The organism is Rossellomorea sp. LjRoot5 (assembly GCF_964253455.1).
Taxonomy (GTDB): domain Bacteria; phylum Bacillota; class Bacilli; order Bacillales; family Bacillaceae_B; genus Rossellomorea.
In genome coordinates this window covers 3,008,736-3,021,732 of record NZ_CAXUQN020000001.1, presented here as the reverse complement: position 1 = coordinate 3,021,732, position 12,997 = coordinate 3,008,736, and the positions used below count along the sequence as shown (strand labels likewise).

The 12,997-nt window shown below is 43.6% G+C and carries 16 protein-coding genes; 7 read left to right on the top strand and 9 right to left on the bottom strand.

Annotated features, from left to right (window positions below; all coding sequences use genetic code 11):
• Nucleotides 1–48 precede the first annotated feature (48 nt).
• From ACSQ2E_RS15445 to ACSQ2E_RS15430, 4 genes are all read right to left on the bottom strand, one after another.
• Nucleotides 49–1,401, bottom strand: a complete 1,353-nt coding sequence (locus tag ACSQ2E_RS15445; protein ID WP_435991921.1) for a CoA-disulfide reductase — start codon at nucleotides 1,399–1,401, stop codon at nucleotides 49–51.
• A gap of 69 nt (nucleotides 1,402–1,470) precedes the next feature.
• Nucleotides 1,471–1,962: a YajQ family cyclic di-GMP-binding protein gene (locus ACSQ2E_RS15440; RefSeq protein ID WP_435991919.1), complete on the bottom strand. Its 492-nt coding sequence runs from the start codon at nucleotides 1,960–1,962 to the stop codon at nucleotides 1,471–1,473.
• A 208-nt stretch (nucleotides 1,963–2,170) separates the two neighbouring features.
• Nucleotides 2,171–2,302 carry a DUF3941 domain-containing protein gene (locus tag ACSQ2E_RS15435; protein WP_435991917.1) on the bottom strand — a complete coding sequence of 44 codons (132 nt, stop codon included), beginning with the start codon at nucleotides 2,300–2,302 and terminating at the stop codon, nucleotides 2,171–2,173.
• A gap of 57 nt (nucleotides 2,303–2,359) precedes the next feature.
• Nucleotides 2,360–3,217: a DegV family protein gene (locus tag ACSQ2E_RS15430; protein WP_435991915.1), complete on the bottom strand. Its 858-nt coding sequence runs from the start codon at nucleotides 3,215–3,217 to the stop codon at nucleotides 2,360–2,362.
• 166 nt (nucleotides 3,218–3,383) lie between these two features.
• Between ACSQ2E_RS15430 and ACSQ2E_RS15425 the strand changes: the two genes are divergently transcribed.
• Nucleotides 3,384–4,238 carry a YitT family protein gene (locus ACSQ2E_RS15425; protein WP_435991913.1) on the top strand — a complete coding sequence of 285 codons (855 nt, stop codon included), beginning with the start codon at nucleotides 3,384–3,386 and terminating at the stop codon, nucleotides 4,236–4,238.
• A 138-nt stretch (nucleotides 4,239–4,376) separates the two neighbouring features.
• On the opposite strand, the gene ACSQ2E_RS15420 is transcribed toward ACSQ2E_RS15425, so the two are convergent.
• The 3 genes from ACSQ2E_RS15420 to ACSQ2E_RS15410 form a co-directional block, all read right to left on the bottom strand.
• The gene (locus tag ACSQ2E_RS15420; protein ID WP_435991911.1) at nucleotides 4,377–4,568 is read right to left on the bottom strand and encodes a DUF3813 domain-containing protein; all 192 of its coding nucleotides are present in this window, start codon (nucleotides 4,566–4,568) and stop codon (nucleotides 4,377–4,379) included.
• Nucleotides 4,568–4,717, bottom strand: coding sequence for a hypothetical protein (locus tag ACSQ2E_RS15415; protein WP_179886584.1), 150 nt, complete (start codon nucleotides 4,715–4,717; stop codon nucleotides 4,568–4,570). Before ACSQ2E_RS15415 ends, ACSQ2E_RS15420 begins: the two co-directional genes overlap by 1 nt.
• Nucleotides 4,718–4,825: 108 nt before the next feature.
• Entirely contained in the window at nucleotides 4,826–5,641 is an 816-nt protein-coding gene (locus ACSQ2E_RS15410) for a Cof-type HAD-IIB family hydrolase (RefSeq protein ID WP_435991909.1), read from the bottom strand.
• 189 nt (nucleotides 5,642–5,830) lie between these two features.
• Between ACSQ2E_RS15410 and ACSQ2E_RS15405 the strand changes: the two genes are divergently transcribed.
• Both ACSQ2E_RS15405 and ACSQ2E_RS15400 read left to right on the top strand, forming a co-directional pair.
• Nucleotides 5,831–6,604 (top strand): prolyl oligopeptidase family serine peptidase, encoded by a 774-nt coding sequence (locus ACSQ2E_RS15405; RefSeq protein ID WP_435991907.1) that lies wholly within the window; start codon nucleotides 5,831–5,833, stop codon nucleotides 6,602–6,604.
• Nucleotides 6,605–6,688: 84 nt separating this feature from the next.
• Nucleotides 6,689–6,997 (top strand): metal-sulfur cluster assembly factor, encoded by a 309-nt coding sequence (locus tag ACSQ2E_RS15400; RefSeq protein WP_034763420.1) that lies wholly within the window; start codon nucleotides 6,689–6,691, stop codon nucleotides 6,995–6,997.
• Nucleotides 6,998–7,141: 144 nt separating this feature from the next.
• Here ACSQ2E_RS15400 and ACSQ2E_RS15395 read toward each other — a convergent pair whose 3' ends face one another.
• Nucleotides 7,142–7,954 (bottom strand): undecaprenyl-diphosphate phosphatase, encoded by an 813-nt coding sequence (locus ACSQ2E_RS15395; protein WP_435994571.1) that lies wholly within the window; start codon nucleotides 7,952–7,954, stop codon nucleotides 7,142–7,144.
• 192 nt (nucleotides 7,955–8,146) lie between these two features.
• Between ACSQ2E_RS15395 and ACSQ2E_RS15390 the strand changes: the two genes are divergently transcribed.
• Together ACSQ2E_RS15390 and clpB are read left to right on the top strand one after the other, a co-directional pair.
• Complete coding sequence (locus ACSQ2E_RS15390) at nucleotides 8,147–8,326, top strand: YjzC family protein (protein WP_034763424.1); 180 nt, start codon at nucleotides 8,147–8,149, stop codon at nucleotides 8,324–8,326.
• Between the two features lie 121 nt (nucleotides 8,327–8,447).
• Complete coding sequence (clpB, locus tag ACSQ2E_RS15385) at nucleotides 8,448–11,039, top strand: ATP-dependent chaperone ClpB (protein ID WP_435991905.1); 2,592 nt, start codon at nucleotides 8,448–8,450, stop codon at nucleotides 11,037–11,039.
• A gap of 33 nt (nucleotides 11,040–11,072) precedes the next feature.
• Here the strand turns inward: clpB and ACSQ2E_RS15380 are convergent, their stop codons facing one another.
• A complete protein-coding gene (locus ACSQ2E_RS15380) occupies nucleotides 11,073–11,240 on the bottom strand; it encodes a YjzD family protein (RefSeq protein ID WP_309137639.1) in 168 nt (55 codons plus the stop codon).
• 261 nt (nucleotides 11,241–11,501) lie between these two features.
• Here ACSQ2E_RS15380 and ACSQ2E_RS15375 point away from each other — a divergent pair, with 261 nt between their 5' ends.
• A complete protein-coding gene (locus ACSQ2E_RS15375) occupies nucleotides 11,502–12,245 on the top strand; it encodes a hydrolase (RefSeq protein WP_435991903.1) in 744 nt (247 codons plus the stop codon).
• Between the two features lie 22 nt (nucleotides 12,246–12,267).
• Entirely contained in the window at nucleotides 12,268–12,987 is a 720-nt protein-coding gene (locus tag ACSQ2E_RS15370) for a hypothetical protein (protein WP_435991901.1), read from the top strand.
• Nucleotides 12,988–12,997: the final 10 nt, after the last annotated feature.

Sequence of the window (12,997 nt, the reverse complement as noted above, 5' to 3'; positions counted from 1 at the left end):
CCACCCCACATAAAAAGCAGGCCCCTCCAATGAGAAGCCTGCCTGTAATCATTTCTTTTTCATTAACCCTGCAGCTTTATATCCAATCATATTCAACAATCCCTTAGGTGAAGAGAAAGGAGGGGCGTAGCAGGTCTCGATTTCCTGAAGGTCGGTGACCGAGAGTCTACCGTAGATGGCAGTGGCTAGGATATCGATTTGTTTATCGACACCTTCACCGCCTACCACATTTCCACCGAAGATCTTACCGGTCTCAGGGCAGAAGTGGACACGGACATACACATCATGAGCCCCGGGATAGTAGCCGGCGTGGGACTTTCCTTCGTGCACGGCCGTTTGATAAATGTAGCCTTTTTCAATTAATTCTTTATCCCCCAGTCCGGTTGAAGCGATGGAAAGATCGAATACTTTGGCAATCGCAGTTCCGAGCATGCCCTTGAAAGGGACAGGGTTCCCGGATAAGTGCTTAGCGATTATGTAGGCTTGCCGGTGAGCCGGCCACGCAAGGGGCACTTGTTTCGGCGTATCGTCAACGAAGTCAATGGATTCGACGACATCCCCGACTGCATAAATGGAGTCATCGTCCGTTTGCATGAACTCATTACTGACGACCCCTCCTGATTCCCCGATCGATAAACCTGCTTCCTTTGCCAGTTGGTTCCGGGGTTTCACTCCGACTGATAGAAGGATGAAGTCGGAATGTAGGGTTTCACCGCTGTCGAGTTTTAACATATTTTCCGGCAGGACCTCTTTCAGACCATCATTCGTATATAGCTTTACCCCTTTTTCCATGATATGATTCTGCAATCCTGTAGCTGTCTCCTCATCAATGATACTGATGACGTGTTCAGACCTTTCGACGATATTCACCTTCATTCCAAGATGGGTGAAGTTTTCAGCCATTTCGACCCCAATGAAACCACCGCCGATGATGGTGCATGAGTCAGGTTTTGATGTTTCTATGAACTGCTTGATCCTGTCCATGTCCTCGACGGTTCTGAGATGGAACGCCGGGATTTGGTCGAGCCCGGGAATGTCCGGGATAAAAGGGGATGCACCGGTTGCGAGCACGAGATAGTCATATGTTTCATCGTAATCTTCATTGCGGTCATGATCCCTTATGAGTAAAGATTTCTTCTCACGATCGATTTTTAACGCTTCATGATGCATTCTGACGTCAATATTCTTTTTTGTATGTAATTGTTCAGGAGTGGCGGCAAACAGACTTTCCCTGTCTTTGATTACATCGCCTAAGTAATAGGGCATGCCGCAGGCTCCGTAAGATAAGTAAGAGGTTTTCTCGAGCAGGATGATCTCGATTTCACTGTCGAGCTTCCTGATTTGAGAGGCTGTTGTCGCTCCTCCGCCGACGGCCCCGATAATGATGACTTTTTTTTTCATGTTTTTCCTCCTAAATGAAAGAAGTCTAATGGAATTATTGTACCCATTAGACTTCTTAGAAAAACCGTATTAACGGAAGTTTGCGTATTGTACATCAATGGAAAGATCAGCTTCACGAATGGCTGCAATGATTTTTTGGAGATCATCCTTGCTTTTACCGGTAACGCGGACTTGATCATCCTGAACTTGACTCTTCACCTTCACGCCGGAGTTCTTGATGATGGTGTTGATTTTCTTTGCATTCTCTTTATCGATTCCCTGTACAAGTTTTGCACGCTGACGGACAGTGCCGCCTGATGCACCTTCAAGTTTACTGTAATCAAGGTTTTTAACCGGGACGTTTCGCTTGATCAGTTTACTTAGAAGAACGTCCTTCAACTGATTCATTTTAAATTCATCATCGGAGACGAGGACGATTTCCTCACCATCTAATTTAATGTTGCTCTTGCTGCCTTTGAAGTCATAACGGGTTTGAACCTCTTTCAACGCGATTTGAATCGCATTGCTCACTTCTGACATATCTACTTTGGATACGATGTCAAACGAACTTTCCTTTGCCATATGTAACCCCTCCATACTTTTTTCTCTTTTCATTATAGACAAGCAGTGATGGGACATACAACTTCTTTGGTTGAAATGATGAAGGTTTTTTAGAAAAGATAGTGAAGTAAGTCGATCATATAATGACGAATCAACCAATCCCATCGAATAACAAACGCAAAAGACACCCCTTCATGAAAGAACAGGTGTCTTCTGGCCGGTCCATCTCTTACAGATGATCCGTTTTTTTGGAGTATTGATTTTTACCGGCTTTCCGGTTTGTGTCTTTGATTTTATTCTTTTCCTGGCGCAGGGCATTGTTGTCCTTCGCCTTTTTTTCATTATCAGATGTATGTGGCATGGTGATTCTCCCTTCCGTATTGGATCTCGTTATTAGTATGGGGAAGGGGAGAGAAGTTTATGAGTGCTGGTTTAGGAAAAATATGGCTAAGGTTCCTGTACCTGTATGAGACCCTATGGCACATCCAATAATACTGATGTAGACGTCCTTCGGTGAAAATTTTTCCTCTATGAGCTGCTTCATTTCAAAAGCGAATTCTTCGTCGTCGCCGTGACTGATGGCAATCACCTGGTCAGAAAGATTCTCACCACGTTTTTCCATCATATCTAAAATGCGTTTAAGAAGTTTCTTTTTTCCACGTAATTTTTCAATCGGGACAAGCTTACCATCTTCCATATGCAGAAGAGGCTTGATGTTAAGCAGTCCGCCTAAAAAGGCTGAAGCTTTTGAAACCCGCCCACCTTTTGCGAGATATTCAAGATCTTCTACGGTGAAAAGATGTTCCATATGTTCAGAGTTAAATCGGGAGGCTTCGATGATTTCTTCTTTTGTCCCGCCGTTGTTCAGGAGTTCGGCCGCTTTCATGACGACCAACCCATATCCTAATGAAGCACATTTCGAATCGATGATGGTCAAATCAAGATCAGGATAATCTTCTCTTACCTGATTCCGGATCATGACAGCCGTTTGATACGTGCCTGATAATTGGGAAGAGAAGGCAACGTAAATGCCGGATTGATTCGATTCTGCAAGCTGTGTGAATTTTTTTAGGAACAGGTCCGGTGAGACTTGAGACGTTTTCGGCATATGTCCGTCCCTGATTTTATTGAATACGGTTTTCGGTTCAATGGTGATCAAGTCCTCGTAGTCCTGGCCATCAATATGTACTTTAAGTGGAAGAAGCTCTATGTTGTGTTCGTTGAAATAGGCAGCAGGAAGATCGCTTGCACTATCAGCAAATAATTTTACTGTCATCCTCATCATCCTTTGACTTATCTTATAGCTTTAGTCTAGCGATTTTCAGTGAAAATAACAATCGATTGAACATGAATTTATGATAAAAAGATGAATAGTAGAAGGAGTTTAGGTAAGATGAAATGTGGAACATAGAAAATAACAACTAGATGCAGGAGGTATGTGTATGTCGAGAGATCATGTTCAATTAGAGGCGAAGAAATTTGTCGTGGTTCTGGTCGGATCCCTTTTAGGAGCCATTGCCATGAACTTCTTTCTTATTCCCGCAAATGTGTATGCAAGTGGTTTTACGGGACTTGCCCAGTTGTTGTCAAGCTTACTGAAGGAATTTGCACCATTCAATATTTCAACAGGTATTTTATTATTCATCCTTAATATTCCTGTCACCATTCTGGGGTGGCTTAAGGTCGGCCGTTCATTTACTGTGTATAGCTTTATTTCGGTCTTTCTGACTTCCTTTTTCCTGGAAGTGCTCCCTGTCATTAAATTATCACCGGACATCCTTCTGAATGCCGTATTCGGCGGGGTCATTGCTGCTGTCGGTGTCGGGATCACATTGAAATGGGGCGCATCCACCGGGGGGATGGATATTATCGCCATGATCCTGTCAAGAATGAAAGATAAGCCGGTCGGATCTTATTTCTTCTTAATGAATGCCGTTATCATCATATCTGCAGGATTCCTTTACGGCTGGGAAAAAGCACTGTATACGCTAGTCACATTATACGCTTCCACACGTGTGATCGACACGATTCATACACGTCATGAGAAGCTGACTGCGATGATCGTCACCAAGAAATCGAATGAATTACGTGAAGCCATTCATTCCAAGCTGGTAAGGGGGATTACGACTTTACCTGCCAAAGGGGCATTTTCCGGAGAGGACAAGGAGATGTTGATCATCGTCATTTCACGGTATGAATTGTACGAGCTTGAACATACGATCAAGGACGTGGATCCCAATGCCTTTACAAATATCGTCCAGACAACAGGGATATTCGGTTTCTTTCGAAAAGATTAGATTCTCGTGTTTAACAAATACTTTGGGTGAACCTGGATAGAAAGGGGTATCACCTTGAAAGCCATTCACACTTATTTTGTCGCTCTTCCTTAAAATAAACAGGGTTGCCTTTTTACGGGCAACCCTTTTTGATCTCACTTATGATAGGCGGTTCAACTCATCTTGAAAAGCGTGAAGCTGCTTCTGCTCTTCGACATTCGAGTTAGCGTAAGCAGATGACAAAGCATTCTTCGCTTTATCAATGGACGTTTGAGCGTTTTCTCCCGTATTGCATGCTTGTTTAGCTGAAGCTACAGCGTTACGTGCCTGCTGGAATAGTGGATTGCTCATTATTCCAGCCCCCCTGCACCGTCACCATGTGAAGCGAGCTTCTTAGCCTCTGCTTCTGCATACGTCAGATGATACGGGATACGTTCGTCATGTTTTGATACAGCAATTTTACCTTGTTGTACAAATCGTTTCGATTTATTTCTACCCATCACTTACCACCCCTTGTGCAAGTTGGAACGCTGGATGCGTTCTTTTCTAGTATGGCTCTCGGATGGGGAACGTACAGTAAGAAGATTTACCCACCGTTTCCATCAGATTTATAGGTCGAAGCGTTTTTGCAGGTAGCGTCCGATGCCATCCTCTTCATTCGAAAGTGTCACTGCATTCGCAATATCCTTCAGTGGATCAATGGCGTTACCCATGGCAACACCTGTTCCTGCGTATTCGAGCATCTCAAGATCGTTGTCCTCATCACCGAATGCGATGATTCTTTCTTGAGGGATGTTCAAGGAAGAAGCAACACGCTCTATTCCTACAGCTTTATTCAATCCGGATTTAACGATCTCAATGATGTGCCAAGGTGCAGCCCAGCGACGATGGTCAATCAATTCTGCATGAACATCATCTAAGTGTGCACGAATGTCAGCTACATCTTCTTCCTCAGCGTGAATGAGCATGGATGTAGGGTGATCTGATAATACGTTCCGAATATCACCTGTTGAGATGGATGGATTACCCATCATGAATACATCGATGATCTTTTCGTCATGATAATGAAGATAGACATCATCCATTACTTCAGCGACGATATTACGGAACGTGAAATCATCACATGCATCAATGATTTGCTTTGCCACTTTTAGATCCATTGGTTCATGGTAGATTCCCCATGACTGATCAGTTGGGTGATGTACGAATGCTCCATTGAAATTGACAATGGGGGTCGTCAACTGTAATTGTTGATAATACAATTCACTTGCACGGAACGGCCTGCCTGTTGCAATCATCACTTCATGCCCTCTTAGGCGGGCTTTTTTTAAAATATCATGTGTTTTGGACGAGATTTTCTTCTCATCGGTTAATAATGTTCCATCGAGATCCAGAACAATCAGATGTTTTTCTTGTGAGTTCATCAATACAAATCCCCAATCTTATTGGTATGAAGGCTATTCTAGTGTAGCGTTACACGTAGAAAGTTGTCCACCGCCTGCACATAGATTTTAAGAAATGTTTACATACGCCTTCGATTTAAATATTATACATACTACCAAATCTAGGATATCATAGTAAAGTGAAAAGCCATCAGGAGGGAGAGAACCAACATGATTCTTATTGATAAATCAAACATACAAATGATCCCGTTTCTTCATCTTGTGAAGGAAGAGGACATGAATAAACCGTTACCGACATGCTTCTTTATTCATGGCTTTACGAGTGCGAAAGAGCATAATCTCCACTACGCATACCTTCTTGCTGAAAAGGGGTTCAGAGTGATACTCCCGGATTGTTTAGAGCACGGAGAACGATCTTCTGGAAAGTCAGAGTATCAATTGGGAGAAGTTTTTTGGAAGATCGTGTTGAATACCATTCATGAATTATCCATCTTGAAAGAGCACTTTGATGAAAAAGGGATGATTGCACCCAATGGAATCGGTGTTGCAGGTACATCCATGGGAGGGATTGTTACATTGGGTGCTTTGACTCAATATGAATGGATCTCTTCAGCCGTTTCACTGATGGGGAATCCTACATATGTAAAATTTGCACAGGCCCAGCTGGCTCAAGTGGAAGCTTTGGGGTATGATCTGCCATTTGGCGAGGGGGAAATCGAAAGCATGATGAGGGAGCTTGCCCATTATGATCTAAGCCTTCAACCCGAGAAGCTTGGGGGCAGACCCCTTATGTTCTGGCATGGAAAGCGCGACAAAGTCGTCCCCTTCCATTTTACCAGGGAATTCTATGACAGCATATTGCCTTATTATGAGGAACGAGAAGACCATCTGCTTTTCATAGAAGATGATAAAGCCGATCACAAAGTCACGAGAGAAGGCGTGCTACGGCTCGTCGAGTGGTTCGAGAAGCACTTATCAGCGTAACCTTTTGTTTTATATGTGGTTATTTGTTAAGATGAGTAATGAAAATGGGTAAGAGACAAGTATAAGCGTAAAGGAGTGATTAGCATGGATCAAGATCTTAAAGATAATATGATGGGTGCTTTAGAGCAGGTTGTCGACCCTGAATTAGGAATAGACATAGTTAACTTAGGTTTAGTGTATGATGTGGATCTGGATGAAGAAGGAAAAGCGACAGTGACCATGACCCTCACGTCAATGGGTTGTCCCCTGGCCGGAACCATTGTGGATCAAGTGAAAACAGCATTGAGTGACATTCCCGAAGTGAAAGAAACAGAGGTTGACATCGTCTGGAATCCACCATGGAGCAAAGACAATATGTCCCGCTATGCGAAGATCGCATTGGGAATCAGGTAATACCCAATACATGAGAAACCCCCTGAAGCAGGTTAGCTTCAGGGGGTTTTTAGGTTAATCAATCGATCCGGCAAATGGAGACCGGGCAATTTTCACAGTCAATTTCATTCTTCAGATATCAAAGAAACTCAGGCGGATAGAAGGTTAGGTGAAAATCAGGACGGCAGCTCCCACCGCGACACAATAAATAGCAAAGTATTTCAAGTTCCCTTTTGCCATAATATTCATGAACCACTTCAATGAGAAGTAAGAAGCGATCAGGGATGCAATGAATGCAACGATATATGGAATCGCCATGGAAGCAAGGTTCGGATCACCCATCATGTCGCTTATTCCAAATACCATTACGCCCACACTGACGGGAATATAAAGGAGGAAAGAGAAACGGAGGGCTGTTTCTGCCTTCATACCGCTTGCCATGGCTGCGACGATCGTTGCACCTGAACGACTGATTCCAGGGATGAGGGCAACTGCCTGTGCAAGACCGATGATGATCGCGTCCTTTACATTTAAGTCTCCATCATTTTTTCTTCCTCTTAAGTTACGGATCATCCAAAGGGCGATACCTGTGATGATGAGAGTGATTCCTACCGTGATGACAGAAGTAAGATGTTCTTCGATGACATCGCCGAATAATATACCGATTACCCCTGCAGGGATTGTGCCGATCAGTAAATATATAATGAAATGAAAATCACGTTTTGTTTCAGGTGTTTTCTGTTTGAAATAACCGAGTCCATTCACAATGAGTCGCATGATGTCTTCCCGGTAAATGATGAGCACGGCGAGTAATGAAGCCGTATTGACCAGAATTTCAAAGGTCAGTGTTGTGTCTTTGATTCCGAGGAAATGCTGAGCAAGCAGCAGGTGTCCACTCGATGAGATCGGGATCGGTTCAGTGAACCCTTGAAAAATCCCCAAAAATAAATATTTAATAATCAAATAAAAATCCATTATATATCCTCCAAGCTTTTTTTCTCCACATTTTTTAATTTAACACCATTAAGGGAAAGACTGTAAACCCCCTTTTCCGAATGTTAACCGAACCGTAACGTAATTATCATATTTATCCTTCATCTGGCATGCATGAAAGGTCATGCTTGTAGAAAAATAGGAAAGAAGCATTGCTTCGAAAAAGGAGGGGGAAAAATGGGACAGTCACGACAATTCAGGGCCGGAGAAAAAGCACCGAACAATGGTGAGTATATAGAAATCGGTGAAACCGGGAGCATGGTGAAGAATCCGCAAAAACTGCGTTTGAAAGCAGGGGACAGGTTTCCTGAGAACTCCAATCACAACCGTCTTTGGTCGTATATGAGAAAACCTTAACCATTAGGAGCAAGGGTGCCCCGTTCAAGGCTATCCTTGTTCCTTTTTCTTTCCCTTTTTCGGAAGAAAGGGATATAATGAAATTAAAGGTCAATAAAGGTCAAATACGAGGTGGCAGATAATGAATATTGATAATATGACCCACAGCATTCAGGAAGGGTTGGTTTCGGCTGGTCAATTGGCAAAGGAAAAGCTACATACAGATGTTAGCGCCCTTCATTTATGGAAATCCCTTCTCGGGTCGGAAGAAAGCTTCCTCCGTACCATATATGAGCGGGCGGGGGGAACCATTCAGAGTCTGATAAAATGGGTAGATGAGAAGTTACATGACATCCCTGCAGTAGAAGGGGAAGGGATTCAATATGGACAGTATCTTTCAAGGGATGTCCATCAACTCTTCGCGGACAGTGAGAGTTTGAAACGTAAATGGGAAGACGACTATATTTCCATTGAGCATCTTACACTTGCCCTGTGGATGCAGAAGAATCATCCGATTACGCTGTACTTAACACAGCAAGGGGTAACGGAAAAGAACCTAAGAGAAATCATTGAAGAGATAAGAGGAGGGAGCAGGGTGACGACACAAAACCCGGAAGTGAAATATGAAGCACTCAAGAAATACGGAAGGGATCTTGTGGCTGACGTGAGGTCGGGGAGAATCGATCCTGTCATCGGGAGAGATAGTGAAATCCGCCACGTGATTCGCATTCTTTCCCGGAAAACGAAGAATAATCCCGTCTTGATTGGAGAACCGGGTGTAGGGAAAACCGCCATCGTGGAAGGTCTTGCCCAGAGGATTGTTCGTAAGGACGTTCCTGAAGGCTTGAAGGATAAGACGATTTTCGAGCTGGACATGAGCTCTTTAGTCGCAGGAGCGAAATTCAGGGGTGAGTTTGAGGAGCGGCTGAAGGCCGTCCTTCAAGAGGTGAAAAAGAGTGAAGGACGCATTCTTCTTTTCATTGATGAACTCCATACGATTGTCGGAGCAGGAAAAACAGAGGGAGCCATGGATGCGGGGAATATCCTGAAACCGATGCTTGCCAGAGGGGAGCTTCACTGTATCGGGGCAACGACCCTCAATGAATACCGGAAGTATATAGAGAAGGATCCTGCCCTGGAAAGACGGTTTCAACAAGTGCTCGTACAGGAACCGGATGTGGAGGATACGATTTCCATTCTGAGAGGGTTGAAGGAACGATTTGAAATCCATCATGGGGTCAATATTCATGACCGGGCCATCGTAGCTGCGTCCAGGCTTTCTGATCGTTATATATCAGACCGGTTCCTCCCAGATAAAGCTATCGACCTTATCGATGAAGCATGCGCCATGATCCGGACGGAAATCGATTCAATGCCTTCAGAACTCGATGAAGTCACCCGTAAGGTGATGCAGCTTGAAATCGAGGAAGCAGCGTTGAATAAGGAAAAAGATGCTGCAAGTCTTGAGCGGCTCGCACGAATCCGTGAAGATTTAAGCAATCTGAAGGAAAAAGCGAATAGCATGAAATTAAAATGGCAACAGGAGAAAGAAAGCATCTCAGTGGTACAGGAGAAGCGTGAAGAATTAGAGAAACTCCGGCGCCAGTTGGAAGAAGCCGAAAGTGATTATGATTTGAATAAAGCCGCGGAGCTCAGGCACGGACGGATTCCGGCCATGGAAAAAGAACTTGCGGCGGTAGAGCAGGAAATGCTGAAAGAACAGGAAGGGCGCCTGCTTCGTGAAGAAGTGACAGAAGAAGAAGTGGCGAATATTGTGGCGAGATGGACGGGGATCCCGGTCACAAAGCTTGTAGAAGGAGAAAGGGAGAAGTTGTTGAAGCTTGATCACATCCTGCATGAACGGGTTATCGGCCAGGATGAAGCTGTTGGGCTGGTTAGTGATGCCGTCATTCGGGCAAGGGCAGGGATCAAGGATCCGAACAGACCGATTGGTTCCTTCATTTTTCTGGGGCCGACAGGAGTCGGGAAGACAGAGCTTGCGAAGACACTCGCCCAAACGTTATTTGACAGTGAAGAACAGATGATCCGAATCGATATGTCTGAATATATGGAGAAGCATGCGGTTTCCCGTTTGATCGGTGCACCTCCTGGATATGTAGGGTATGAAGAAGGGGGTCAGCTGACGGAAGCCATAAGGCGTAAACCGTATTCTGTCATTTTACTTGATGAAATTGAAAAGGCCCATCCCGAAGTATTCAATATTCTTCTGCAAATGCTTGACGATGGCAGGATCACCGATTCTCAGGGGAGGACCATTGATTGTAAGAACACTGTGATCATCATGACCTCCAATATCGGTTCTGCTCATCTCCTTGAACGGAATAAAGGGGAAGAAGAGATTGACTCTAAGACGAAAGATCTCGTCATGGGCCAGCTGCGATCTGCTTTCCGCCCTGAGTTCCTTAACCGTGTGGATGATATTATCCTATTTAAACCTTTAACCATTCAAAATATAAAGGGAATCATAGATAAACTCATTGAGGACCTTCAGCATCGGGTAGAGGAACAGCAAATCATCCTTTCACTGACGGAAGGGGCGAAAGAATTCATTGCAGAATCTGCCTATGATCCCGTTTATGGAGCCCGTCCTTTAAAAAGGTACCTTCAGAGGGAAATCGAGACTAAGCTTGCAAGGGAGCTCATTTCAGGACACATACGACAGGGTCAAACCATCACGATTGATGCACGTGAAAATGGTCTATCGATTCATTAAACTAAAAAAAGCAGCCGGATTTGGCTGCTTTTCTTAATGGTTTTCTACAGGCTCGTTTGGAATAACAAGCGTGATGAGGAATACCAATACCGTAAAACAAACGGAAAGGATTAATCCTGTTTGAAAATGGAATTCGTTACCATTCATAGAACTTACAACGTAAGTCAGCATTTCGGACAATGCAAAAGCCCAGAAGAACATCCAAAAAAATCTCACGCCAAGTCACCTCATTCCTATGTATTTCACATACAATCGTATGTTGTCACTCATTTCAATCTTTATTAGTTTACCACAGCTTTAACAATTAATAAATGACTAATCTGTGAAATGTAAACCCTGTCATCCGTTGTAGGAGAGTGGACAAAATTTACAAATAAATGGTTTTCCATGGGCTATCTCCCTTACAAATGCAGCCTCATCACATAAACTATAGAGACTTAGTATGTAAAAGGAGAAATTTAAATGTATCAACGATTGTTTCAATTAGAGCAAGAGTGGTGCATGATCCATTACCCTGAACGACCAAATGGATTCGCTGTAATGATTATAGGGGACTCCCATCACTATGTAGATGAAAAGAGCAGTTTCTGGGTGCAGCATGAGGCAAGGTATAAGTGGATTCAAGAGCTGACAGCCAAGGGGTACATTGTATATTATAGTAATCTGTATGGAGCGAATTGGGGTAGCGATCAAGCCGTGCAACTGGCCAGGCGCCTCTATCAGTATGTGAAACGCAACGAAATCATCAATGGAAAGATTCACATATTGGCTGAAGGGATGGGAGCATTAGTATTGAAAAATCTCTATCCGAAATTGGCACATGATATTAGAAGTGCCGTCCTGCTCTCCCCCTGCGTATCGATGTATGACCATTTAGAACAAGAAAAGGAACAGAAATTCTTTTATAAAAAAGTGATAAAAGAACTTTCATTCATGCTGAAGATGAAGGAAGAGGATTGTGAAGCCTTCATCTCACAACAATCACAGGACTACAAAATACTCCAGGAGATCCCTATTCCCCTGTATATTGTTCAGTCAATGACTCTAAATCGTTATAAAAATCAATTCACTCTCATAAAAGATATATATACGGAGCGTTTAGCAAAAGGGATTTCAACGGATCTGTTCTTTATTCTTCCTGAGAAGCGAGGGTCTCTTGGAGGGAAGATCGCCTCTTACTTTTCCCTGCATGAGAAAGAGTTATAACAAATTAATTGGAGTGATTGACTTGGACCATCATGCATTCGTTTTTGCAGCACAACAGTTTTTGGGATTCGAACTCTGTAATGCCCTTCTGGAAAAAGGATGGACCGTGACCGCCATCGATGAGGACGAAAAGACGAAGGATAAATGGATGGAAATTGGAAGGAATGCAAATCTGGAGTATGTTCCTTATGGGGAATGGGATAAGAACGTACGCAGAGGGTCCAGTGTATTCCTTCCTTACTATGACCAGGTAAGAGGGAATAGAGCCGGTTATTTGTCGGAAGTAGATAAACTGCTCAGAAAAGTGGACCAACCCTTCCATATGATTCGAATCTATTCCAATGGGAAAGGAAACATAGGTCTTGAAGAGGAAGGAGCTGCTTTCTACCTTCCAACATTATATGGCATCCATCAACCGGAAGAATTTCTGTTTGCACAGATTTTGACCGGCAGAGGGGAAGTGACGGATTATGTGGATGATCCCTCGGGGGCGATCTATGTGAAGGACGCAGCCAAAATGATTGTCAATCTTTCCTCAAAGAAAGACACCTTTACCTTGAAGCCTCTTTCAGACATGAGCTGGAATGAAGTTCTATCATACATTACAAATGAAACATTTTCAGCTGGTCACCGTGAAATCGATTCAGTCGGAAAAGAAGTGATTGTCAGACCATCCAAGTCACACATGAGCATCATTGATCAACAAGAAAAAGGGATACGCTTGCATGAAATGGAGGAATGAGAAAACTTTT

What these genes read in the sequence shown, in the direction of transcription:
- ACSQ2E_RS15380 (WP_309137639.1), bottom strand. Translation starts at nt 11,240, where the DNA reads ATGTTCTTCTGGGCTTTTGCATTGTCCGAAATGCTGACTTACGTTGTA.
- ACSQ2E_RS15410 (WP_435991909.1), bottom strand. Translation starts at nt 5,641, where the DNA reads ATGAACTCACAAGAAAAACATCTGATTGTTCTGGATCTCGATGGAACA.
- ACSQ2E_RS15405 (WP_435991907.1), top strand. Translation starts at nt 5,831, where the DNA reads ATGATTCTTATTGATAAATCAAACATACAAATGATCCCGTTTCTTCAT.
- ACSQ2E_RS15420 (WP_435991911.1), bottom strand. Translation starts at nt 4,568, where the DNA reads ATGAGCAATCCACTATTCCAGCAGGCACGTAACGCTGTAGCTTCAGCT.
- ACSQ2E_RS15445 (WP_435991921.1), bottom strand. Translation starts at nt 1,401, where the DNA reads ATGAAAAAAAAAGTCATCATTATCGGGGCCGTCGGCGGAGGAGCGACA.
- ACSQ2E_RS15375 (WP_435991903.1), top strand. Translation starts at nt 11,502, where the DNA reads ATGTATCAACGATTGTTTCAATTAGAGCAAGAGTGGTGCATGATCCAT.
- ACSQ2E_RS15390 (WP_034763424.1), top strand. Translation starts at nt 8,147, where the DNA reads ATGGGACAGTCACGACAATTCAGGGCCGGAGAAAAAGCACCGAACAAT.
- ACSQ2E_RS15435 (WP_435991917.1), bottom strand. Translation starts at nt 2,302, where the DNA reads ATGCCACATACATCTGATAATGAAAAAAAGGCGAAGGACAACAATGCC.
- clpB (WP_435991905.1), top strand. Translation starts at nt 8,448, where the DNA reads ATGAATATTGATAATATGACCCACAGCATTCAGGAAGGGTTGGTTTCG.
- ACSQ2E_RS15415 (WP_179886584.1), bottom strand. Translation starts at nt 4,717, where the DNA reads ATGGGTAGAAATAAATCGAAACGATTTGTACAACAAGGTAAAATTGCT.
- ACSQ2E_RS15440 (WP_435991919.1), bottom strand. Translation starts at nt 1,962, where the DNA reads ATGGCAAAGGAAAGTTCGTTTGACATCGTATCCAAAGTAGATATGTCA.
- ACSQ2E_RS15430 (WP_435991915.1), bottom strand. Translation starts at nt 3,217, where the DNA reads ATGACAGTAAAATTATTTGCTGATAGTGCAAGCGATCTTCCTGCTGCC.
- ACSQ2E_RS15400 (WP_034763420.1), top strand. Translation starts at nt 6,689, where the DNA reads ATGGATCAAGATCTTAAAGATAATATGATGGGTGCTTTAGAGCAGGTT.
- ACSQ2E_RS15425 (WP_435991913.1), top strand. Translation starts at nt 3,384, where the DNA reads ATGTCGAGAGATCATGTTCAATTAGAGGCGAAGAAATTTGTCGTGGTT.